This is a genomic window from Microvirga zambiensis WSM3693, from assembly GCF_016735695.1.
In the GTDB taxonomy this organism is placed as follows: Bacteria; Pseudomonadota; Alphaproteobacteria; order Rhizobiales; family Beijerinckiaceae; genus Microvirga; species Microvirga zambiensis.
In genome coordinates this window covers 117,338-137,954 of sequence record NZ_JAERQD010000013.1, presented here as the reverse complement: position 1 = coordinate 137,954, position 20,617 = coordinate 117,338, and the positions used below count along the sequence as shown (strand labels likewise).

At 64.7% G+C, this 20,617-nt stretch carries 19 protein-coding genes; 11 read left to right on the top strand and 8 right to left on the bottom strand.

Annotation, left to right across the window (positions count from 1 at the left end; translation table 11 throughout):
• Positions 1–293: 293 nt before the first annotated feature.
• The 5 genes from JKL46_RS12715 to JKL46_RS12695 all read right to left on the bottom strand — a co-directional run bounded on the left by JKL46_RS12715 (position 294) and on the right by JKL46_RS12695 (position 6,504).
• Positions 294–1,700: a chromosome partitioning protein ParA gene (locus tag JKL46_RS12715; protein ID WP_201833267.1), complete on the bottom strand. Its 1,407-nt coding sequence runs from the start codon at positions 1,698–1,700 to the stop codon at positions 294–296.
• 204 nt (positions 1,701–1,904) lie between these two features.
• A complete protein-coding gene (gene glcF / locus JKL46_RS12710; RefSeq protein ID WP_201833265.1) occupies positions 1,905–3,260 on the bottom strand; it encodes a glycolate oxidase subunit GlcF in 1,356 nt (451 codons plus the stop codon).
• Between the two features lie 10 nt (positions 3,261–3,270).
• Positions 3,271–3,888: a DUF2585 domain-containing protein gene (locus tag JKL46_RS12705; RefSeq protein WP_201833264.1), complete on the bottom strand. Its 618-nt coding sequence runs from the start codon at positions 3,886–3,888 to the stop codon at positions 3,271–3,273.
• 1 nt (position 3,889) lies between these two features.
• The gene (gene glcE / locus JKL46_RS12700; protein ID WP_201833263.1) at positions 3,890–5,074 is read right to left on the bottom strand and encodes a glycolate oxidase subunit GlcE; all 1,185 of its coding nucleotides are present in this window, start codon (positions 5,072–5,074) and stop codon (positions 3,890–3,892) included.
• Complete coding sequence (locus JKL46_RS12695; protein WP_201833262.1) at positions 5,071–6,504, bottom strand: FAD-linked oxidase C-terminal domain-containing protein; 1,434 nt, start codon at positions 6,502–6,504, stop codon at positions 5,071–5,073. Before JKL46_RS12695 ends, glcE begins: the two co-directional genes overlap by 4 nt.
• 138 nt (positions 6,505–6,642) lie before the next feature.
• Between JKL46_RS12695 and JKL46_RS12690 the strand changes: the two genes are divergently transcribed.
• The 7 genes from JKL46_RS12690 to bfr all read left to right on the top strand — a co-directional run bounded on the left by JKL46_RS12690 (position 6,643) and on the right by bfr (position 11,793).
• Complete coding sequence (locus JKL46_RS12690; protein WP_201833261.1) at positions 6,643–7,032, top strand: c-type cytochrome; 390 nt, start codon at positions 6,643–6,645, stop codon at positions 7,030–7,032.
• Positions 7,029–7,826, top strand: a complete 798-nt coding sequence (locus JKL46_RS12685; RefSeq protein WP_201833260.1) for a (Fe-S)-binding protein — start codon at positions 7,029–7,031, stop codon at positions 7,824–7,826. The genes JKL46_RS12690 and JKL46_RS12685 overlap by 4 nt, the downstream gene beginning before the upstream one ends.
• Before the next feature lie 9 nt (positions 7,827–7,835).
• Complete coding sequence (locus JKL46_RS12680) at positions 7,836–9,269, top strand: LutB/LldF family L-lactate oxidation iron-sulfur protein (RefSeq protein ID WP_201833259.1); 1,434 nt, start codon at positions 7,836–7,838, stop codon at positions 9,267–9,269.
• Positions 9,266–9,937, top strand: a complete 672-nt coding sequence (locus JKL46_RS12675) for a LutC/YkgG family protein (RefSeq protein ID WP_201833258.1) — start codon at positions 9,266–9,268, stop codon at positions 9,935–9,937. Before JKL46_RS12680 ends, JKL46_RS12675 begins: the two co-directional genes overlap by 4 nt.
• Before the next feature lie 339 nt (positions 9,938–10,276).
• A complete protein-coding gene (locus JKL46_RS12670; RefSeq protein WP_201833257.1) occupies positions 10,277–10,846 on the top strand; it encodes a putative glycolipid-binding domain-containing protein in 570 nt (189 codons plus the stop codon).
• A gap of 118 nt (positions 10,847–10,964) precedes the next feature.
• Entirely contained in the window at positions 10,965–11,222 is a 258-nt protein-coding gene (locus JKL46_RS12665) for a (2Fe-2S)-binding protein (protein ID WP_201833255.1), read from the top strand.
• Positions 11,223–11,304: 82 nt separating this feature from the next.
• The gene (bfr, locus tag JKL46_RS12660; protein WP_201833253.1) at positions 11,305–11,793 is read left to right on the top strand and encodes a bacterioferritin; all 489 of its coding nucleotides are present in this window, start codon (positions 11,305–11,307) and stop codon (positions 11,791–11,793) included.
• Between the two features lie 151 nt (positions 11,794–11,944).
• Here bfr and JKL46_RS12655 read toward each other — a convergent pair whose 3' ends face one another.
• The 3 genes from JKL46_RS12655 to JKL46_RS12645 all read right to left on the bottom strand — a co-directional run bounded on the left by JKL46_RS12655 (position 11,945) and on the right by JKL46_RS12645 (position 17,964).
• Complete coding sequence (locus tag JKL46_RS12655; protein ID WP_201833251.1) at positions 11,945–14,668, bottom strand: bifunctional acetate--CoA ligase family protein/GNAT family N-acetyltransferase; 2,724 nt, start codon at positions 14,666–14,668, stop codon at positions 11,945–11,947.
• A 117-nt stretch (positions 14,669–14,785) separates the two neighbouring features.
• The gene (locus JKL46_RS12650; protein ID WP_343074054.1) at positions 14,786–15,250 is read right to left on the bottom strand and encodes a GNAT family N-acetyltransferase; all 465 of its coding nucleotides are present in this window, start codon (positions 15,248–15,250) and stop codon (positions 14,786–14,788) included.
• Positions 15,250–17,964: a PAS domain-containing sensor histidine kinase gene (locus tag JKL46_RS12645; RefSeq protein ID WP_246529281.1), complete on the bottom strand. Its 2,715-nt coding sequence runs from the start codon at positions 17,962–17,964 to the stop codon at positions 15,250–15,252. Before JKL46_RS12645 ends, JKL46_RS12650 begins: the two co-directional genes overlap by 1 nt.
• A 200-nt stretch (positions 17,965–18,164) precedes the next feature.
• Between JKL46_RS12645 and JKL46_RS12640 the strand changes: the two genes are divergently transcribed.
• The 4 genes from JKL46_RS12640 (at position 18,165) to JKL46_RS12625 (ending at position 20,573) form a co-directional block, all read left to right on the top strand.
• Positions 18,165–18,545: a phasin gene (locus JKL46_RS12640; RefSeq protein ID WP_201833249.1), complete on the top strand. Its 381-nt coding sequence runs from the start codon at positions 18,165–18,167 to the stop codon at positions 18,543–18,545.
• Positions 18,546–18,578: 33 nt separating this feature from the next.
• Complete coding sequence (locus JKL46_RS12635) at positions 18,579–19,070, top strand: phasin family protein (protein ID WP_201833247.1); 492 nt, start codon at positions 18,579–18,581, stop codon at positions 19,068–19,070.
• A 62-nt stretch (positions 19,071–19,132) separates the two neighbouring features.
• Positions 19,133–19,555 carry an NUDIX hydrolase gene (locus tag JKL46_RS12630; protein ID WP_201833245.1) on the top strand — a complete coding sequence of 141 codons (423 nt, stop codon included), beginning with the start codon at positions 19,133–19,135 and terminating at the stop codon, positions 19,553–19,555.
• 310 nt (positions 19,556–19,865) lie between these two features.
• On the top strand, positions 19,866–20,573 hold the full coding sequence (locus tag JKL46_RS12625; RefSeq protein ID WP_201833243.1) for an outer membrane protein: 708 nt from the start codon (positions 19,866–19,868) through the stop codon (positions 20,571–20,573).
• The last annotated feature ends 44 nt before the right edge of the window (positions 20,574–20,617 follow it).

Below are 20,617 nucleotides of genomic sequence, written 5' to 3'. Positions count from 1 at the left end.
CCTCGGGGTTGACGGTCTGCTGCCCGCCGCCGCACCAGGAACTATACCCGATCCGGCAGCAGGGAAGTTACAAGGGGTTACGCCTTCTCCGGATAAACCTGTGCCCCCTCACCCTCGCTGCGCTCGACCTCTCCCCCATGCAAGTCGGGTGCTCCCGACTTGCACAGCAAGAGCGGATCTCGGGAACACCCGAGATCCGGGGAGAGGTGGTGCCTGCGCAGCTTCAGCGCTGAACTGATTTATCCCCAAAAGAAAAAGCCCCGCAAAATCGCGGGGCTCTGGAGGTAGGCGCCTTACTCTGCATCCGGCGATTTGAGCGGCCGGACATTGGTCTCGATCTCCTCCTCGTCGAAGAGCATCGGATCGTCTTCCTGCGTGTCGAGACGGGTCTTCTTGCGCAGAGCCACATATTTTTTCTGGATCTTGGTGCGGCTCTCGCGGGCGATTTCGAGGGCGCCCTGGACGAGGGAGCGTTCCGCCTTCTCGTTCTGCAGCTCTTCGGTCAGGCGGCGGTTGGCGGATTCAAGGGTGTTGCGCTCCTGGTCGAAGCGCTTGGTGAACTGGTCGATGCGCTCGGACAGGCTCGCCACCTTGTTGTCGGAGCTTTCGATCTGGAAGTCCTTGGCCGCGATGGCCTTGTTGAGCATCTCGACGCGCTCCTGCAGCTCGATGCGCGAGCGCTGGAGCTCGTTGACCATGGCGACCTGCCGCTCGACCTCTTGCTGCGTCGCCTCAAGGCGCCGGTCGAGGGTGTTCTTTTCGATGGTCGTCTCTTTCAGATTGCGCTCGACGCCGCGCAGGGCCTCGTTCTTGTCGCGCAGCTGGTCGCGGGTATGGGCCAGAATCTTGTCGGTGGCCGAGAGGCGCGAGTTCAAACCCTCGATCTTCATGTCGAGCGAGGAGAGATCGGTCTGGTGGGCCGAGCGCTCGGAATCGATCTGCGTTTCGAGGCGCTGGCGCAGCACCTGCTCGGCCATGAGCTTCGATTCGAGTTCGGAGGCGCGCTGGCGCGTGGCCTCGAGCTGGGTCTCGACCTCGCTGTAACGGTTGGTCAGGCTGGAAAGGCGATAATTCTGCTCCTCCGCCACCTTCTGCAGGCGCTTGACCTCGTGATCGAGCAGGCCGTTCCTCTCACGGGTCTCGATCAGCTCGCGCTCGGCGCGCGCCACCGTCTGGTCGGCCTCCTGCGCTTCGAGGCGCAGGGCCTGGTTCTCTTCCGTGATATTGCGGGCGCGCTCGGTCTCGATGGCGAGCTGGTTTTCGAGGTCGCCGACGATCGCTTCCTTGTCCTTCACGTTGAGGCGCAGGTCCTCGATATAGGAATCCTGCTCCCGAACCCGGGATTCCGCCTTGCGCAGCTGCGACACGGCCGCGTTGAGATCGTCCGACGTCCGGGCATGCAGGCTGCCGAGGTCGCCGAGCTCCCGGCGCAGGGACTGGGTCGTCTCGGTTTCCTGCCGCAGCACGGCTTCCGTTTCGAGAAGGCGCGACTGAAGCTGGGGATAGCTGCGGATCAGGTCGCTCACCGGCTCGGAGAGGAGCGCGAAATCCTCCTTCAGGCTGCGGATCTCCTCCAGCCGGTCGATCATGTTGGCGAAGCGGACGCGGATCAGCTCGTTCTTCTGGCCGACGGAATCGAGGGCGCCGTTGGGGCGCGCGATGGGGGTCTCAGCTTTCCCCGGAGGAGAGGCCGCAGGCATGGCCAAAGCCTCGGGGCCCTCGCTGACATGAGGGAGGCCCTCGGAAGCAGCCTCATCCTGCCTCTTGCCGAAGCGGTTCCTGAAAGACGTCCAACCCGAAGACATGTGCCGGCCCTTACGCCCTGAAATTTACCCTTTCCTAACTTTTAGCGCAGACGCGCTCGTTTTGGAAATAAAATTTCGTTGCGTAAGAGTGTAGCAGGCTCACTCTGCTGCAATGGTTAACGGCGAAGAGAGCCGCTTTCCGAACCCCGCCGCCTCCAGGGTCTCCGGCATCGGCCCGCCGGTCGCCCAGTCGAGAAGCTCGACCGTATGGACGATGGGGATTTCGGTGCCCTTCCCGATTTGGGTCATGCAGCCGATATTGCCGGTGGCGATGAGGTCGGGCTTCGTGCGCTCGATATTGGCAACCTTGCGGGCCCGGAGCTGCGCGGCGATCTCGGGCTGGAGCAGGTTGTAGGTGCCGGCCGAGCCGCAGCAGATATGCCCTTCCGGCACGTCCTTCACCGTGAAGCCGGCCTGCTTCAGCAGGGTCTTCGGCTCGGTGCGGATCGCCTGACCGTGCTGCATGGAGCAGGCGGAATGGTAGGCCACGACCAGATCCGTCTCGCGCACGGGCTCCATGAGCGTGAGGGAGGTGACGTATTCCGTGACATCCTTGGCGATTGCGGAGACGCGGGCCGCCTTCTCGGCATAGTCCGGGTCCTCCCGGAACATGAAGCCATAATCCTTGATCGTGGTGCCGCAGCCCGACGCCGTGATGATGATGGCGTCCAGCCCCTCCCCGTCCATCTCGGCGATCCAGGCGTCTATATTGCGCTTGGCGAAGCCATGGGCCTCCTCGTCGCGGCCCATATGGTGGACGAGGGCGCCGCAGCACCCCTCCCCCTTCGGCTGGACCACGTCGATTCCATGGCGGTTGAGCAGGCGGATGGCGGCCTCGTTGAAGCCGGGCTTGAGCACGGGCTGGGCGCAGCCGGACAGGATCGCGACGCGGCCCCGGCGCTCGCCCTGGGCCTTGAAGGTTCCGGGCTGCTCGAAGGGCGAGCGGGCCGGCACCTTGACGGGCGCGAGATCGATCATCGCCTGCAGGCGGTTGCCCAGAAGCGGCAAGGCACCGATCATCCCCTTCATGGGCTTCGCCAGCATCGCCGCGCCCAGCGCGAAGCGGAAGCGGCCCGGATAGGGCAGCACGCTGGCCAGCACCCAGCGCAGCAGCCGGTCGTGCCAGGGCCGCGTATAGGTGGCCTCGATATAGGAGCGGGCATGGTCGACGAGGTGCATGTAATGCACGCCGGACGGACAGGTCGTCATGCAGGACAGGCACGACAGGCAGCGGTCGATATGCTTGACCACTTCCGGAGATGCCGGCTTTCCGCTCTCCAGCATGTCCTTCATCAGGTAGATGCGCCCGCGCGGAGAATCGAGCTCGTCGCCGAGCAGGAGATAGGTCGGGCAAGTGGCGGTGCAGAAGCCGCAATGGACGCAGGTGCGGAGGATCTTCTCCGAACTCGCCATCGCCGGGTCTCTGAGCTGATCGGGCGTGAAATTGGTCTGCATGGTCTAAAACTCACAACGCCCCTTGCCAGCGATTGATGGCTTCAACGGGATGGATCAGCATGATGACGTTCAAGGTGAGATTATCGCGGATCCAGAAGCCGACGAACAGCTCCATGATCACCGCGACCAGCACGGTCAGCCGGACCGGCCATATTCTCGCAAGCCAGAAGCCCGCAGCCATGGCGAGGATGTCCGACACCGAGTTGATGACGCTGTCCCCGTAATAATCGAGCGCGATGTTCGTCGCGCGGTAACGGTCGATGACGGTGTTCGTGTTCTCCGCGATCTCCCAGGCCGCTTCGACCCCGAGCGCGATGAGAAAGGCCAGACCGATCGGCAAAGGTCTTCCGATCAGCCGCCCGATGGCCCAGGTGCCCGCATAGAACAGGAAGCCGTGGATGATGTGGGAGGGCGTGTACCAGTCGATCAAATGCTGCGAATTGCCGGAATCCTTCACGGTCCCGTGCCACAGTTCGATCGTGCCGCATGTGCAGATCGGCGTGCGGCCCATGGCCAGAAGAATTGCTGCGGTGAGCGCGATGAGGCCGAGGGCGAGCGCAGCGACGAGCGCGATGCGCGCATGGCTCGACCTCTTCGAGGGTTCAGCGAAAGCCGCGCTTCCGGTCATCTCATATTCCCGCATACATCCGCCCCGGATTGAGGATGCCGGCCGGATCGAGGGAGGCCTTGATGCCGCGGGACAGCGTCATCACCGCGTCCGATTGCGGTTCGAACACGTCGAGGGTGGAGCGCACTTCGGCAGGCGCACGCACCAGCGTCGCGTGGCCGCCATGGGTCCTGGTCGCTTCGCGCAAAATGGACGCGCCGGCATCGCCGTCGAGCGGGGTCGAGATCCAGACGAGCCCGCCGCCCCAGTCGTAGAACCATTGCGCGTCGAGCGCCTGCGCCACATGCGCCGCCAGATCGGGCCCCTTGGCCGGCACGGTGGAGACGCGCCAGATGGCGCGGTTGCCCTGATCGGTCAGGATCGTCGCATCGCGCACCGACTGCCAGAGCGCCTCGGCCCCGACACCCTCGAGAATGTCCATGAAGCGGAAGCGCTTCATCAGGCGCTTCATCTCGTTCATGCGGTAATCGACGGAGACCCTGAACCCTTCGAGTCGGATCAGCGTGCTGCCGCCGCGCCGGTCACGGTCGGGAATGTGGGCTGCGCCCGTCACGTCGAAGGGGGAACCCAACGCCATCGACAGGGCCTCGATGGCCTGATTGTCGTCGAGGCCGCGGATGACGAGAGTCGCCATGCGCTCCTGCTTCGGCAGCACCTTGAAGGTGACTTCGGTGAGAAAGCCGAGCGTCCCCCAGGAGCCCGCCATGAGCTTCACGAGGTCGAGCCCGGTGACGTTCTTCATCACCCGCCCGCCGGACTTCACCACCTCGCCGCGACCGTTGACGAAGCGCACGCCGATGAGGCTGTCGCGGGCGGCACCCGCCATGATCCGGCGCGGGCCGGAAATGTTCATCGCCGCCACCGCGCCGATCGTGGGATCGCCCCTGGTGCCGAGAAGCGAGCGGTAATCCATCGGCTCGAAGGGCAGCTCCTGCCCCTTCGCGGCGAGCACCCGCATCACTTCCAGCACCGGCGTACCGGCGCGCGCGGAGATCACGAGCTCGGCCGGCTCGTAGAGCGTGATGCCGCTCATGGCCGTCGACGAGATCGAGGCGTCGGTCTGGTTCGGCCGCCCCATCGCCGCCTTGGTGCCGTTGCCGGCAATGTTCAGAAGCGTGCCCTTGTCGGCGGCCTCGCGGATGACGATGGACGCGTCCTGCTCGTCGCGGGGAGTATGAACGGTCACGCAGCGAACCTTCCTTCGAGCGGGAACACTTTTGCGGGATTGAGCAGCCAGCCGGGATCGAACACGCCGCGCACGCGCATCTGCTGTTCGAGGTCCGTGGCGTTGAACTGATGGGTCATCAGATCCCGTTTCTCGATGCCGACGCCGTGCTCGCCGGTCAGGCAGCCGCCGACCTCGACGCAGAGCTTGAGGATGTCCTCGCCCGCCTTCTCGGCCTTCTCCATCTCGCCCGGCACGTTGGTGTTGAACATCACGAGCGGATGCAGGTTGCCGTCGCCCGCATGGAACACGTTGGCGACGCCGAGCCCGTAGGATTTGACGATCTCGTCGATGCGGTTGAGCACGTAGGGCAATTGGCCGGTCGGAATGGTGCCGTCCATGCAGATGTAGTCGGCGACGCGGCCCGTGGCCCCGAAGGCCGACTTGCGGCCCTTCCAGATCGCCGCGCTCTCGGCCTCCGATTGCGAGACCTTCATGGTCTTCGGCCTGAACGGCTCGGCAATCGCGACGATGCGGCGGAGCATGTCGTCGATCTCCTGATCGGAGCCTTCGACCTCGACGATCAGCATCGCCTCCACGTCGAGCGGATAGCCCGCATGGGCGAAGGCCTCGCAGATCTGGATCGCCGGCTTGTCCATGTATTCGAGCGCCACCGGAATGATCCCGGCGCCGATGATCGCGGCCACGCAGGCGCCTGCATCCTCGACCCGCTCGAAGCCGAAAAGCGCCGGCCGCGCCCCTTCCGCCGCGCGCAGGATCCGCACCACGGCCTCCGTCACCACGCCGAGCTGCCCTTCCGAGCCGCAGACGAGGCCGAGGATGTCGTAGCCTGCCGCGTCCAGGTGCTCGCCGCCGATCTCGACCACCGTGCCGTCGAGGAGTACCAGGGTGACGCCCATGAGGTTGTTGGTGGTCACACCGTATTTCAGGCAATGCGCCCCGCCGGAATTCATGGCGATGTTGCCGGCGATCGTGCAGGCGAGCTGGCTCGACGGATCGGGCGCATAGAAGAAGCCCTCATACGCGACCGCCTGGCTGATGCCGAGATTGGTGATGCCGGACTGCACGCGGGCCGTGCGGTTCTCGAAGCTGACGTCGATCACCCGGTTCATCTTGGCGACACCGAGCACGATGGCATCTTCCTGCGGGATCGCCCCGCCGCAGAGCGAGGTTCCAGCCCCGCGCGGCACCACCTTCACGCCGTTCGCGTGGCAGAACCGCATGATGGCCGAGACCTCCTCCGTGGTGGAGGGCAGCACCACCGCGAGCGGCATCTGGCGGTAGGAGGTCAGGCCGTCGGTCTCGAAGGCCCGGCGCTCGTCCTCGGACACGATCAGGGCCTCCGGCGCGACAAGGCGCCCCAAGCCCTCGACGATCTCCTTACGGCGCGCCAGAACCGCTTCATCCGGTTTTGGAAATGCGATGGTCATGGCATCCTCCGCTTCAAAGAATCAACGCTGCACTGAAGGAATAGCTACCTTAACAATAAGGCGGCTTTCACCTATGCCGTTTTCGAATAATGTAGAATCTCTCTAAGATGGGTCTTGTGTCCAGCAAAGGAGTTTTTCATGCGTGCCTTCGTTCTTTCCGCCGCCCTGCTCCTTGCCGGGCTCGGCTCCGCCCAGGCGCAGGATGCAGCCGCCGGCGAGAAGGTGTTTACGCAGTGCCGGGCCTGCCACCAGATCGGGGAAACCGCGAAGAACGCCGTCGGTCCGGAGCTGAACGGCCTCTTCGGCCGTCATTCGGGAGCGGTCGAGGGCTATAATTACTCCCCCGCCAACAAGAATTCCGGCATCACCTGGGACGAGGCCACGTTCCGTGAATACATCAAGGACCCGCGGGCCAAGATCCCGGGCACCAAGATGATCTTTGCCGGCGTCAAGGACGAGCAGCGGGTCAACGATCTCGTCGCCTATCTCAAGCAGTTCGACGCCGCAGGCAAGAAGGCGGCCCAATGAACGTCCAGCCGTCGTCCGGCCGGCCCGTGAAGCCTCGGGTCGGCCTTTTCGTGACCTGCCTCGTCGACCTGATGCGCCCCTCGGTGGGCTTTGCGGCCGTCAAGCTGCTGGAGGATGCAGGCTGCATCGTCGATGCGCCCGTCCAGACCTGCTGCGGCCAGCCGGCCTACAATTCCGGCGACCGGGGCACGACGCGCGATCTGGCGATGCAGGTGATCAACGCCTTCCACGGCTATGACTACGTGGTCGCCCCCTCCGGTTCCTGTGCCGGCATGATCAAGGCCCACTACCCTGAGCTTTTCGAGGAAGATCCGAACTGGCGCGCCAAGGCCGATGCGCTCGCCATCAAGACCTACGAGCTTACGAGCTTCCTGGTCGACGTCATGAAGGTCACGAAGGTCGATGCATCCTTCGACGGCTCCGTCACCTATCACGATTCCTGCTCGGGCCTGCGGGAGCTCAAGGTCAGGAACCAGCCGCGCAAGCTGCTCGCGAGCGTGGACGGCCTCACCCTCGTGGAGATGAAGGACAGCGACGTATGCTGCGGCTTCGGCGGCACCTTCGCGGTCAAGTACAGCGACATCTCCGGCGCCATCGTCGATGCGAAAGCCAAGAATATCGAGGCGGCGGAGGCTCCGACCCTGCTCGCCGGCGATCTCGGCTGCCTCATGAACATGGCGGGCAAACTCAGCCGCGACGGCAAGCCGATCCAGGTCCGCCATGTGGCGGAGGTTCTGGCGGGAATGACCGACGACCCTCCGATCGGTGTCGCCAAAGCCGAAACCGTCAAGTAAAACTCTCCCATGAATGTTCACTCCACCTCCCCCGAATTCAAGCAGAATGCCGCGCGGGCGCTGAACGACAGCCAGCTGCAGAAGGCGCTCGGCAACGTGAAGCAGGGCTTCATCGACAAGCGCAGGATGGCGGCCGACAAGCTGCCGGAATTCGAGGCGCTGCGGGACTCGGCGCGGGACATCAAGAACCATACGCTGGAGCATCTCGACCTCTATCTCGAAGCCTACGAGGAGAAGGTGAAGGCCTCCGGCGGGCATGTGCATTTCGCCCGGGATGCGGCGGAGGCCCGCGACATCATCCTGACCATCTGCCGCGAGGCCGGCGCGAAGACGGTGACGAAGGGCAAATCCATGATCTCCGAGGAGATCGGGATCAACCATCACCTGGAGGCGCACGGCATCCGGCCCGTCGAGACCGATCTGGGCGAATACATCATCCAGCTTCGCAACGAGCTGCCGAGCCACATCATCGCGCCCGCCGTCCACCTCAACGCCACGCAGGTCGAGGAGGATTTCAGGCGCGTCCACACCCATCTCGACGCCAAGCGCGATCTCTCCGAGCCGGTTCAGCTTTTGACCGAGGCGCGCGCCGTGCTGCGCGAGCGGTTCCTGGCGGCGGATGTGGGCATCACCGGCGCGAATTTTCTCGTCGCCGAGACCGGCACCTCGATCATCGTGACCAATGAAGGCAACGGCGATCTCACCCAGATCCTGCCGAAGACGCATATCGTGCTCGCATCGCTCGAAAAGCTCGTGCCGACGCTGGAAGATGTGAGCCAGTTGCTGCGCGTGCTCGCCCGCTCCGCCACCGGCCAGGAACTGTCGGTCTACACCACCTTCTCCACGGGCCCGCGCCGCAGCACGGATGCGGACGGGCCGGAGAACTACCACGTGGTTCTCATCGACAATGGCCGCTCCGCCATGCTCGGCACGAGCTTCGAGGAGATGCTGCGCTGCATCCGCTGCGGCGCCTGCATGAACCATTGCCCGGTCTATCACGCGGTCGGTGGGCACGCCTATGGCTGGGTCTATCCCGGCCCGATGGGCGCCGTGCTCACGCCGTCGCTGATCGGCGTCGACAAGGCGGGGCACCTGCCCAACGCCTCGACCTTCTGCGGGCGCTGCGAGAGCGTGTGCCCGGTCCGCATTCCGCTCCCCAAACTCATGCGCCACTGGCGCGAGCGGGAGTTCGAGCGGCACCTGACGCCGGCGACCGTGCGTTCGGGCCTGCAGTTCTGGGGCTTCTTCGCCAAGCGCCCTGCCCTCTACCGGCTCGCGACCCGTGCCGCCATGGGCGCTCTGGCGCTCGCAGGCCGCCAGCGCGGACGCTTCTCCTGGCTGCCGATGGCCAAGGGCTGGACCAAGTACCGCGACTTCCCGGCGCCGCAGGGCGAGACGTTCCAAGCCCGCTGGAAGCGCGAGCGCAAGGGAGCCTCCGCATGAGCGCCCGCGACGAGATCTTTGCCAATATCCGCCGCTCGCTCGGCGTCAACGGCAGCGAGAAGATCCGCCAGCAGATGGTTGCGGACCGCCTGGAGCGGTCCCCTAAAGGCGTGATCCCGCAGCGCGGTCAGGTCTCGGGCGCGGAGCGGCTCGCGCTCTTCAAGACCATGGTCGAGACCTCGCTTGCCACGGTGACGGAAGTGTCCGCGCCCGCCGAAGTGCCGCAATCCATCGCCCTCTTCCTGCGCAACCACAACCTGCCGGCGACCCTGCGCATGGGCGACGATCCGCGCCTGAATGCGATGCCGTGGTCGGAAACGACCCTCGAGATCGCCCAAGGCCCGAGCGAAGGCCGGGACCTCAACGCCGTGAGCCACGCCTTCGGCGGCATCGCCGAATCCGGCACGCTGGCGATGGTGTCGGGCCACGAGAACCCCTCGACCCTCAATTTCCTGCCCGACAACCACATCATCGTGGTCTCGGCCAAGGACATCGCCAGCGATTACGAAGCCGTCTGGAACCGGATCCGCTTCGCCTATGGCAAGGGCACCATGCCGCGCACCGTGAACTGGATCACGGGACCCTCCCGCTCAGGCGATATCGAGCAGACCCTGCTCCTCGGCGCCCACGGCCCCCGCCGGCTGCATGTGGTGGTGGTGAGGGATTAGCGGCTCTAGAGCATTTTTCGGCGAAGTGGATCCGGTTCGCCGTCAAAAAATGCGGCGAACCAAAGAAGAGAGGTGATTCCACGCAAGTGGAAACAGCTCTAGGAGGGCTCTTCGTCGGCGCTACTATCCTCTTACGTCATCCCCGGACTTGTTCCGGGGACCCACGTCTTGCAACGCCGTGGATCCCAAGGCGTGGGTGGCCGGGACAAGCCCGGCCATGACGGCGAGGTTTCACGCAATCGCGTCGTTCTCCCTGACGCCAAGCAGCCTCGATTCGACAAGCCCTCCGGCTCGGCCATAATCGTCCGGCAGAGCAGCCCTCACGTCCGGAGCTTCGCCATGTCCATTCCGACACTGATCTTCCGCACCATCCGCTGGTCGGCCTGGGATGGCTCCGAGGCTGGATTGGAGCATGTGGATGTGCGCCCGGCCGATGGCGGGATTTCCATTTCCGGGGTCGTCATCGCCGAGGAGGAAGGTACGCGGTACGGCCTGTCTTACCGCCTGAGGCTGGATGCTCTCTGGCACACGAAGGATGTGGTCGTCAGAACGACGGCCGGCCGGGTGCTGCATCTGGAGAGCAACGGAAAGGGCTCCTGGCAGGAGCAGGGCAAGGACCGGCCGGACCTCCAGGGCTGCATCGATATCGACATTCAGGCAACCCCGCTCACCAACACCCTGCCGATCCGGCGGCTCGGCATGAAAACCGGCGAGAGCACCGAGATCCGCCTGTGCTACATCACCGTGCCCGACCTGACCGTCTTCCCTTCCGACCAGCGCTACACGGCCATCGATTCCAGCCTGCTTTACCGCTTCGAGAGCCTGGAGAGCGGCTTTACCGCCGAGCTTCCTGTGGATCAGGACGGCTTCGTCCTCGATTACCCGGGCCTGTTCAAGCGCCTGGCTTGAGCGTAACAGCTTAACCGTGACATCTGGGCACAGGGATTAGTGCTGGCGCCCGGCTTCATTTTCAGTTAAGTCTTTGAAATCTAATGTAGTTTTTAGTCATTCTAAACTAGAACAACAAATGATCGTCTGTTCCTGCAACATCCTCTCCGACGGTGATGTCAAAGCCTGCCTCAAGCCGGGACCGGAATGTCCCCGCACTCCGGCGCAGGTCTATCGTTGTCTCGGCTGCAGTCCCAATTGCGGACGCTGCGCACGGACAATTCGTGCCATCATGGACCAGGCCCTGAGCGATGCGGGCGTCGAGCCCATCGCCGCCTGCAATCGCGGTTGCTGCCCCACCGTCCTCGAAAAGGCGGCGGCCGAACCTACCCTTTGAACAAAGGGACTTCCGCTCTAGTTCATAAATCCTCTAAAGAAGGAGCCGGCGCATCCGGCGTCGAATGAACGAGAGGGTTAGGATGAAGGGCGATCCCAAGGTCATCGAGTATCTCAATCGCGGCCTGCGCAGCGAGCTGACGGCGGTCAACCAGTACTGGCTCCATTACCGGGTCCTGGATGACTGGGGATACAAGGAACTTGCGAAGACCTGGCGCGAGGAATCGATCGAGGAGATGCACCACGCCGACAAGTTCATCGCGCGCATCATCTTTCTCGAAGGCTTCGCCAACCTGCAGGTTCTCGACCCGCTGCGCATCGGCCAGACCATCCAGGAAATCCTCGAGGCGGACCTTGCCGCGGAATACGATGCCCGCAACCTCTACGGCGAAGCCGCCGCCTATTGCGAAAGCGTCGGAGACCGGGTGTCCAAGAACCTTTTCGAAGAGCTGATGAAGGACGAGGAAGGCCATATCGACTTCCTCGAAACCCAGCTCACCCTCGTCGAGCAGGTCGGCGTCGAGCTCTATGCCCAAAAGCATATCGGCGGGCTCAAGGACGACCACGATTGATAGTCTTTTTATAGAGAGATTGGCTCATTAGCCTGTTCCTAAGCCCTCCTCCTGAGGGCCGCCGAAGGCGGTGTCTCGAAGGACGAGGGCAGAGATTGATGAGTCGAATTTCTGAGATTGCCCGCCTTATGGCGGGCTTTTTCTTTTCACCTCACACCGGCGGCGCCAGCTTCTCCGGCTCCGCGATGGCGGCGATCGGCAGGGTCACGAGGCGCAGCTCCGGATCGTCCGGGTCGATCCTGATCGAGAAGCCGAGGCTGCGGCACATGTCGAGCATGGTGGAATTCTCGCGCAGCACCTGCCCGTCGATCTCGCGCAGGCCCTCGACCTTGGCCCATTCGATCATCAGCCGCATCAGCTCCCAGCCGAGGCCGAGCCCTTTCAGGTCAGAGCGGAGCAGGATGCCGTATTCTCCCGTCTCGTGGTTGGCATCCGCGTGGAGACGGACCGCCCCCATCATCTCGCCGCTCTGCGCGTCGAAAGCGACGAAGGCGATGGCGCGGGCGTAATCGAGCTGCGTCAGGCGGGCGAGGAAGGCGTGGCTGAAGTCGCGCACCGGCGCGAAGAAGCGCAGGCGCAGATCCTCCGGCGTGATCTTCTCGAAGAAGCGGCGGAACTCATCCTCGTCCTCCGGGCGCACAGGCCGCACGAAGGCGGTTCGCCCATTGCGCAGCGCGATCGTGCGCTCCCATTCCTTGGGATAGGGCCTGACCGCAAAGCGCGGATGGCCGCTGCCCTTCCGGGTTTCCGGCGCAACCGCCACGCGGGCATCCACGGCGATCACGCCGGTATGGTCCGCAAGCAGCGGGTTGATGTCGAGCTCGCGGATCTCGGGCAGGTCGGCCGCCATCTGGGCTAGCTTCACCAGCGTCAGGGCGATCGCGCCCTCGTCGGCTGCGGGAACGTCGCGATAGGCCTTCAGGCGCCGGGACACGCGGGTACGGGCGATCAGATCGTCGGCGAGCTTGAGATCGAGGGGCGGCAAAGCGAGCGCCTTGTCGTTGATCACCTCCACCGCCGTGCCGCCGCGCCCGAACAGCACGACGGGACCGAACGAGGGATCGTCCGCGAGGCCGACGATCAGTTCGCGCGCCTTCGCCCGGCGCACCATCGGCTGGACGGTGACGCCGGTCACATGGGCCTGCGGCTTCAGGCGGGCAGCGCGCTCGAAGATCTCGGTCGCCGCCTTCCGCACCGCCTGCTCCGTCGTCAAATCGAGCTTCACGCCGCCGATGTCGGATTTGTGCACGATGTCGGGCGAGAGCACCTTCACGGCCACCGTGCCGCCCTCGGCGATGATCGGCCGCGCCGCCTCGGCCGCCTCCTCCGGCGTCGTCGCGAGGATCACCGGAGCGGTGGGGATGTCGTAGGCCCTGAGGAGCGCGTTGACCTCGAGCGGATCGAGCCAGCGGCGGTTCTGCGTGAGCACATGCTCGACCACGGCCCGGGCCGCCTCGGTGTCGGGCACGAAGTCGTGAGGCAGGTTGTCCGGCGTCTCCATCAGCTGTTCCTGCGCCTCGCGGTAGCGCACGAGCTGGATGAAGCCTCGGACCGCGTCGGCCTCGGTCGCGTAATGCGGGATTCGCGCCTCCTCGAAGATTCGGGCCGAGTCCGGATCCTCGCCGATCCAGGCTGCGAAGACGGGCTTCTGGCGATAGCCCTTCGCCCGGTCCTTCTTGACCACCTCGACAACAGCGGCGGCGACATCCGAGGCGCTGGCGATGGCGGTCGGCACGTTGAGGATGAGGACGGCGTCGTTGTCGGGATCCGCGAGCAGCGCCTCGAGGGCGCCGGCATAGCGGGCGGGATCGGCGTCGCCGACGATGTCGATCGGGTTCGCATGGGACCAGGTCGGCGGCAGGAAGGCGTCGAGGGCAGCGCGCGTCTTCTCCGACAGGGGGCTAAGCGTGCCGCCGAGATCGATCAACCGGTCGACGGCGAGGACCCCGATACCACCTCCATTGGTCAGAACGGCCAGTCGACTGCCAGGAAACGGCTTCTGCCGTCCGAGCGTCTCCGCGGCGGAGAAAAGCTGGTCGAGATCGAGCACGCGCAGCAGGCCGGCACGGCGGAAGGCGGCGTCATAGACCGCATCCGAGCCTGCCAGCGCGCCCGTGTGGGTGGCCGCAGCCTTCGCCCCTTGGGCATGGCGCCCGGCCTTGATGACCACCACCGGCTTCACGCGGGCGGCGGCGCGGGCCGCCGACATGAACTTCTGCGCGTTGTCGATGGATTCGATGTAGAGAAGGATCGCCCGGGTGCTGGCATCGGCGGCGAAGAAATCCAGGCAATCGCTGAAATCCACGTCGACCTTGTCGCCGAGCGACACGATGGCGGAAAACCCCACCTGCCGCTGCGCCGCCCATTCCACCAGTCCCGCCGCAAGCGCACCGGATTGCGACACGAGTGCAAGATCGCCCGGCTTCGCGCTATGAGCCGCAAAGCTCGCGTTCATCTTCACACGCGGCGCGAGCACGCCGATGCAGTTGGGACCGACGATGCGCAAGCCATGGGCACGGGCCGCAAGCCTGACCTCATCGCCGAGCGAGTTTGCTCCGTAGCCCATCCCCGCCGTCGCGACGATTGCGGCGCTCACGCCGACCTCGCAGGCCTCCTCGATGACGCCGAGCACTCTAGCCGGCGGCACCGCGACGATGATGAGGTCGGGCACCTCGGGAAGCGCGGAGAGCGAGGCAAAGCACGGCCTTCCCTCGATCTCGACATGGTGCGGATTGACGGAAAAGATCTCGCCCTCGTAGCCGCCGGCGATGAGATTGCGCAGGAAGGTCAGGCCGAGGGAGTTCGGACGCGGACTCACGCCGACCACGGCGACCGAGCGCGGGGCGAAGAGCTTATCGAGGCGATAGGTGGACATGGCGATCCTTCGTCTCGCAGGGCATCGAATTCAGAGCGGGCCGGAGTAACCCTGCTCCTATATAGGCGCAAATCTGCCGATGACGTCGATCTATCGCATATGATGCGGAGGCGACCTTCACGCCTCCAGCGACTGACCTGCCATCCAGCGATAATGGGCATCCGGCTCCCGTTCCTCATTGCCGGCACCGTCCGTCAGGGCAATGAGCACAAAACCTTGGCGCTCATAGAATCGGCGAGCCTGGGCGTTGCGCTGGAACGTCCAGAGATCGAGTTCCGATTGCCCCTCCTTCCCAGCAGTGAGGAGCGTCTGCCCCACACCGCGACCATGCCATGCGGGATCGACGTAGAGGTGGTCGAGCCAACCCGAACGGGAGGCCGCGAAGCCGATGGTCTGCCCTTCGGCCTCACCCAGCCAGATCGTGCAAGAGGCGAAGACATGCCGTTGAAAGAAGGCCAGATCCTCCTCCGGCGTGTGCAGATCCGGAAGATAAGGGAGACAGATTTCACGCACGTGACGGTGAAGCCGCGCGACCGACGGCATATCCGCGAAGGCGGCACGGCGCAGGGTGAAGTCCGTCACTATTCCGCCAGAACCCGTGTCGGCGGGAAGATCACTTCCACCAGGGTACCTTCGCTCGGCTGGCTCGATATCTGCAGCGCGCCGCGGTTCGCCTCGACGAGGGCCTTGGTGAGAGGCAGTCCCAGGCCCGTGCCTCCGCGCTTGCGCGAGGTGGCGAGCTGGCGGAACGGCTCAAGGGCGGCCTCGACCTCCTCCGGCGTCATGCCGATGCCCGTATCGCGCACCCGGAAGGCCACCTCTCCGCGATCCGTCATGGCGGTGGACACGATCACCTGCCCGCCGGCATCGGTAAACTTGATCGCGTTCGAGACCAGATTGAGCACGATCTGGCGCATGGAGCGTTCGTCGGCGACGACCGGCGGCAGCTTGGACGCAAAGCTCATGCGCATGACGATCCGGTCACGGGCCGCCTGCGGCTGAAGCAGCGTCACGCAGGACGAGACGAGTTCGTTGAGGCCCACACCGGTGAAGGAGAGCTCGAGCCGTCCGGCTTCGATCTTCGCGAGATCGAGAAGATCGTTCACGAGGCTGATCACGTGCGAGCCGGAGGCGTGAATATCCTTGAGATATTCCTTGTAACGGTCGTTGCCGATCGCTCCGAACCTCTCCTCGAGCATGACCTCGGCGAAACCGAGGATGGCGTTCAGGGGGGTGCGGATCTCATGGCTGATCTTGGCCAGAAGATCGGATTTCTGGGCACTCGCCTCTTCCGCCGCATGCTTGGCGCCGATCAGCTCGCCCTCAGCCCGCTTGAAGACGGTGATGTCGCGCAGGACTGCGCAATAGCGGCGATCCGGCCCGTCGCCCAGGCGTCCCATGGTCATGAACAGGGGAATCGATCCGCCCTGGCGCTCGCGTCCCAAAACCTCGCGGCCGTCGTTGAGCAGGCTTGCGACGCCGGGCGAGCGCAAGGTTTCGAGATAGTCGAGAGCCACCATATGGCTCTCCGGCGCCAGGAGCACGGTGATCGCATCGCCGGCAACGGCCCGCTCGTCATAGCCGAACAGCGCCTCTGCCGACCGGTTGAGGGAGAGGATCCGCCCTCTCTCGTTAAGCACGATGACGCCATCGGTCGCCGTATCGAGAATGGCCTCGAGCTCTTGAACGCGACTGTCCCGTGGCGGCGGCGGGATTTCCGCCCGGGAGGCTTTTCGGATCACCATCAGCTCCGCTGCCGCGCCGTCCCATTCGGCTGGCGAGGAGCGCACGGCGACCGAAATGGTCTCGCCGGACTGGGTCGTGAGCGCGAGGGACGAATCGTCGTCGCTTCCGCCCTGGAGTGCGGGAGAGCCGCGAAAGAGGTGCACAAGACCGCCCTCGGCCTCGATCCGGCCGATATCGGCATAGCCGGTGAGGTCGAGAAGAAAGCGGTTGGCGAACAGGACCTGCTCGCCGCGATGGACCAGCACCCCGATCGGCAGCCGGTCGAGAATCCGGTTGTCGCCGGCAGGCGCTGGGGGAACCGGGACTTCTGCCTCGTCCGGCGGCATTCCAACGGCGGCGGAGGTGCCGCCCGGATCACTGTCGCGGGAGGGCGTGTCCTCCGCGAGGCGGGCGCCGAGGGCGCGCGCGATCTCACGGAAGGCGCTTCGCTCCGCGTTGGACAGCGTCGATGGCGATTGAGCCGGCGGAAGCTTTGCCGGCGCGGGCGATTCGTCAGGGGTCGGCTCGGGCGGGGCCGTGTTGGACAGCGCTTCGGCAACCTGGTTGCGCAGATCGCTGAACCAGGTGTCCTCCGGGTCCGGAGCCTCGGTGTCATCATCCCGTGCCGGCTGCATTTCCTCCGGTGGACGGAACGGCAGCGTATCGTCGTTGACGAGGCTCTGCGCGATGAGGTGTGCGGTGGGATGTGCCGGTTCGTCCGAAGGCTCGGGCTCGTTCGAAAGCGGTTCCGGAAGCACCCGCTCCCGAAGCGCATTCATGCGCAGGAGGCCGAAGCCACGGAAACCGACGAGTTCTCGGTTCGCGCCGAAGACCGGCGTTCCGGCCCAGTCCACGGGCACCTGCATCTGCGATTGATCGATGTTCCAGAGAACCGTTCGTCCGCTTCCGGTCGCGCGGTCGGCGAACAGGGCTGCCACGGCGCCATCCGGATCCTGCGCCCGCGAATGGGAGACCTCGTCCCAGGTCAGGCCGACGATGTTGCCGGACGTCGCGCCGACCGCCTTGGCGAGATCCGGCGAGACATCCGTGAACCGGGTCTGAGGGTCCGCGTGCCAGATGAAGCGGATCGGGCCCTGTGGCTTATTCTTTAGGGGCGTGGGCCCGGCGGCTTCACGCTTGGGCTCGTCGAGGCTCACGGCCTCCCCCGCCTGCTGCGATGTCGGAGGGCGGGATCCTGCCCTCGGCAGGCCGACCACCAGAACCGTGCCGCCATCGTCCAGGGATGCCAGGCGGCAGACGCAGGCTACCGGCAGCCAGGGGCGCGTAGGGTCAAGCCGCAACCGTTCCTGCCGCAGACCCTGCCGGGGAGCCGTTCCGCCTGCCAGCGCCCGGATACGCTCGCGGGCCCGGAAATCCTGGCGCACACGGCCCGTTTCGTCGGCAAAGGCCTCCCGCAGCCCGGCGGCCGACGGCGATGTCCAGAGAATCTTGTCTCCGCTCCCGTCCCAGACCAGCACCACGGCGTCGGAATCGGACAGGAAGCGCCATTCCGCCTCCGCGGCCAGTCGCGTGATCAGTGCTTCGAAAGGATGGGGAACACCGCCCGTCATTAACGGTCCTTGCTGCCTGTATCCCGGAGTCATGTCCACTTGAGCTTCTAGACTAATATCCGCGGCCAAGCATGCAAGGCGGCGCACTTGAATCCTTTTACTTTGAGGTAACCTTAATAGGCGAAGGCATAAGACAGTTGATTTTGCAATGCACAATGTGATATTGCAGTGCACAAATGCCTGACAACGAGGAGCAGCCCATGGCGACGAACCCGACTCAAAACTACGAAATTCCGCCCGAAATGCGCGACTTCGCCGAGAAGAGCGTCGAGCAGGCCCGCAAGGCCATCGACGGCTTCATGAGCGCAGCCCAGAAGACGGCCGAGACGGTCGAAGGCTCCGCGAACACCGTCCAGGCCAGCGCCAAGGATGCTGCCCGCAAGACCTTCTCCTATACGGAGCAGAACCTCTCTGCGGCCTTCGACCTCGCCCAGAGGATGGTGCGCGCGAAGGACGTGCAGGAGGCGATGCAGATTCAGGCCGAATTCGTTCGCACCCAGTTCGAAGCGATGGAGGCCCAGATGAAGGAATTCGGCTCGATGGCCCAGTCGGCCATGAAGCAGCCGGGCTCCAAGAAATAGTCTCTTCTCCCTGAAACTTGCGAGGACGTCACGATGGCGGAAGTGAAGAAGCCGAGAGCCAAGAGTACAGCCAAGAGCGCGCAGAAGGCCGATCTCGTCGAGATGGCAGCCGCATCGGCAGCCGAGACGATTGAGGCAGTCGTGGAAGCGAAGCCGGCGGCACTGCCCGCAATCGCTGCCAAGCAGATCGAGGCAAGCTCCCTGCTCTCGTCCGCCAAGAAGCAGAGTGACGTCCTCCGCCAGGCCATGAGCGAGGCGGTGGCCGTCTCCGCCAAGGGCGCGCTCGAGGTCAACGGCAAGATCATCGACGCCGTGAATACCCAGCGCAACGTCGCGCTCGACCTGTGGCGTTCGGCCATCAGCCCCTCCCCGCTCCCCGAAGCGTTCAAGGCGCAGAGCCACGCGACGAAGCAGGCCTACGAGGCGGCCTCGGCCCAGTGGAAAGACATCGCCGAGACCACGGCGCTGTGGTTCACCCGCAGCCTCGAGCCGCTGCAAACGGCTCTTCACCGGCAGGGACGCTGATCCACGCTGTTCAGCGAAACCGGCATGCATTAAGGCTCGGTCGTTCCGACCGGGCCTTTTTCATGTCGTCACCCATCCCCGCCGTCATCGCCGTTGTCGTCCATGAGGGTCACACCCTGCTCGTGCGGCGCGCCAACCCGCCCGATGCGGGTCTCTGGGGCTTTCCCGGCGGCAAGATCGAGTTCGGGGAGACGGTGAAAGCCGCGGCGTTGCGCGAGCTTCTCGAAGAGACGGGCGTCGCGGCGGAAGCGCAGGACGTCATCACCACGCTCGATATCCTCGTGCAGGATCCGACAGGGGCGACACGCCAGCATTACATCCTGATCGCCGTGCTGTGCCGCTGGATATCGGGCGATCCCGTCGCCGCCGACGACGCACTCGACGCGCGCTGGTTTGCGATCGCAGAGCTCGATCCCGAAAGCATCGCCATGAGCGCGGATGTGGACGTGATTGCCCGGCGCGCGCAGGCGCTGGCTTCGAACTGATTGCTGAACCTCAGAAGCTTGCGAGAGCAGAAAAAGGCCCCGCCTCGTTACCGAGACGAGGCCAAGTTTTGTCTCTTGCTTTGAGGCCTCGCGGCCGAACTTCACGCGGCGATCTGCGCACAATCGCCATGCCGTCTCAAGAGCGGCCCCCACGGCATGGTTGATGAAGTGTCAACGTTCATAAAGCATCAATCATGTTTCCAATGCCGGCGGGCGAGCATATTGCAACATTCTCTCGCGACCCCTTATTAGACCCGTGACAGGCAATAAATGCCTATCCGATCTTTTTTGCTAAGCACGGAATACAGTAATGCGTACCTCTGCTCTTGGACTTCTCGCTGCCTCTGCGGCTCTCGCCATCGCGGCCTCGACGGTCCACGCGGCCGACCTCCCGGGCCGCTATGCTCCTGCTCCGGCCTACAATGCGGTTCCGGTCTTCACCTGGACCGGTTTCTATGCCGGTCTGAATGCCGGCTACGGCTGGAACGTCGGCGACAGCCGCTTCTACGATCCGGCCTTCGGCACGGTCCGCGGCCGCCGCGGCGGCGGCTTCGTCGGCGGCGCCCAGGCCGGCTACAATTACCAGTTCGGCATGTTCGTCGCCGGCGCCGAGACGGACCTTCAGTATGCCGCCGTCGGCAACAAGGGCGCTTCCTACGGTACCACATACTACCCGGGTGAGTCCGGCGGCTTCTTCGGCACGATCCGTGCCCGCGCCGGCGTCGCCTTCGACCGCGCCCTCGTCTACGGCACCGGCGGCTTCGCCTATGGCGATATCGGCGGCAACCGCGGCTACGATCCGGTGCTCGGCTATCACAGCGGCGATGAAGTCAACTGGGGCTGGACCCTCGGCGGCGGCGTGGAATACGCCATCACCAACAACTTCACCGCCAAGGTCGAAGGCCTCTATGTCGATCTCGACACGAAGGACAACTACAACCTCGGCGGCCGCGTCAACGTGGATCGCGATGCGGAGTTCGGCGTTCTGCGCGCCGGCGTGAACTACAAGTTCAACTGATCGCCGACAGGTTCGAACAGACGAAGGCCCGGTGGCAGCACCGG

What these genes read in the sequence shown, in the direction of transcription:
- JKL46_RS12715 (WP_201833267.1), bottom strand. Translation starts at nt 1,700, where the DNA reads ATGCCTGCGGCCTCTCCTCCGGGGAAAGCTGAGACCCCCATCGCGCGC.
- glcF (WP_201833265.1), bottom strand. Translation starts at nt 3,260, where the DNA reads ATGCAGACCAATTTCACGCCCGATCAGCTCAGAGACCCGGCGATGGCG.
- JKL46_RS12705 (WP_201833264.1), bottom strand. Translation starts at nt 3,888, where the DNA reads ATGACCGGAAGCGCGGCTTTCGCTGAACCCTCGAAGAGGTCGAGCCAT.
- JKL46_RS12695 (WP_201833262.1), bottom strand. Translation starts at nt 6,504, where the DNA reads ATGACCATCGCATTTCCAAAACCGGATGAAGCGGTTCTGGCGCGCCGT.
- JKL46_RS12690 (WP_201833261.1), top strand. Translation starts at nt 6,643, where the DNA reads ATGCGTGCCTTCGTTCTTTCCGCCGCCCTGCTCCTTGCCGGGCTCGGC.
- JKL46_RS12685 (WP_201833260.1), top strand. Translation starts at nt 7,029, where the DNA reads ATGAACGTCCAGCCGTCGTCCGGCCGGCCCGTGAAGCCTCGGGTCGGC.
- JKL46_RS12680 (WP_201833259.1), top strand. Translation starts at nt 7,836, where the DNA reads ATGAATGTTCACTCCACCTCCCCCGAATTCAAGCAGAATGCCGCGCGG.
- JKL46_RS12675 (WP_201833258.1), top strand. Translation starts at nt 9,266, where the DNA reads ATGAGCGCCCGCGACGAGATCTTTGCCAATATCCGCCGCTCGCTCGGC.
- JKL46_RS12670 (WP_201833257.1), top strand. Translation starts at nt 10,277, where the DNA reads ATGTCCATTCCGACACTGATCTTCCGCACCATCCGCTGGTCGGCCTGG.
- JKL46_RS12665 (WP_201833255.1), top strand. Translation starts at nt 10,965, where the DNA reads ATGATCGTCTGTTCCTGCAACATCCTCTCCGACGGTGATGTCAAAGCC.
- bfr (WP_201833253.1), top strand. Translation starts at nt 11,305, where the DNA reads ATGAAGGGCGATCCCAAGGTCATCGAGTATCTCAATCGCGGCCTGCGC.
- JKL46_RS12655 (WP_201833251.1), bottom strand. Translation starts at nt 14,668, where the DNA reads ATGTCCACCTATCGCCTCGATAAGCTCTTCGCCCCGCGCTCGGTCGCC.
- JKL46_RS12645 (WP_246529281.1), bottom strand. Translation starts at nt 17,964, where the DNA reads ATGACGGGCGGTGTTCCCCATCCTTTCGAAGCACTGATCACGCGACTG.
- JKL46_RS12640 (WP_201833249.1), top strand. Translation starts at nt 18,165, where the DNA reads ATGGCGACGAACCCGACTCAAAACTACGAAATTCCGCCCGAAATGCGC.
- JKL46_RS12635 (WP_201833247.1), top strand. Translation starts at nt 18,579, where the DNA reads ATGGCGGAAGTGAAGAAGCCGAGAGCCAAGAGTACAGCCAAGAGCGCG.
- JKL46_RS12630 (WP_201833245.1), top strand. Translation starts at nt 19,133, where the DNA reads ATGTCGTCACCCATCCCCGCCGTCATCGCCGTTGTCGTCCATGAGGGT.
- JKL46_RS12625 (WP_201833243.1), top strand. Translation starts at nt 19,866, where the DNA reads ATGCGTACCTCTGCTCTTGGACTTCTCGCTGCCTCTGCGGCTCTCGCC.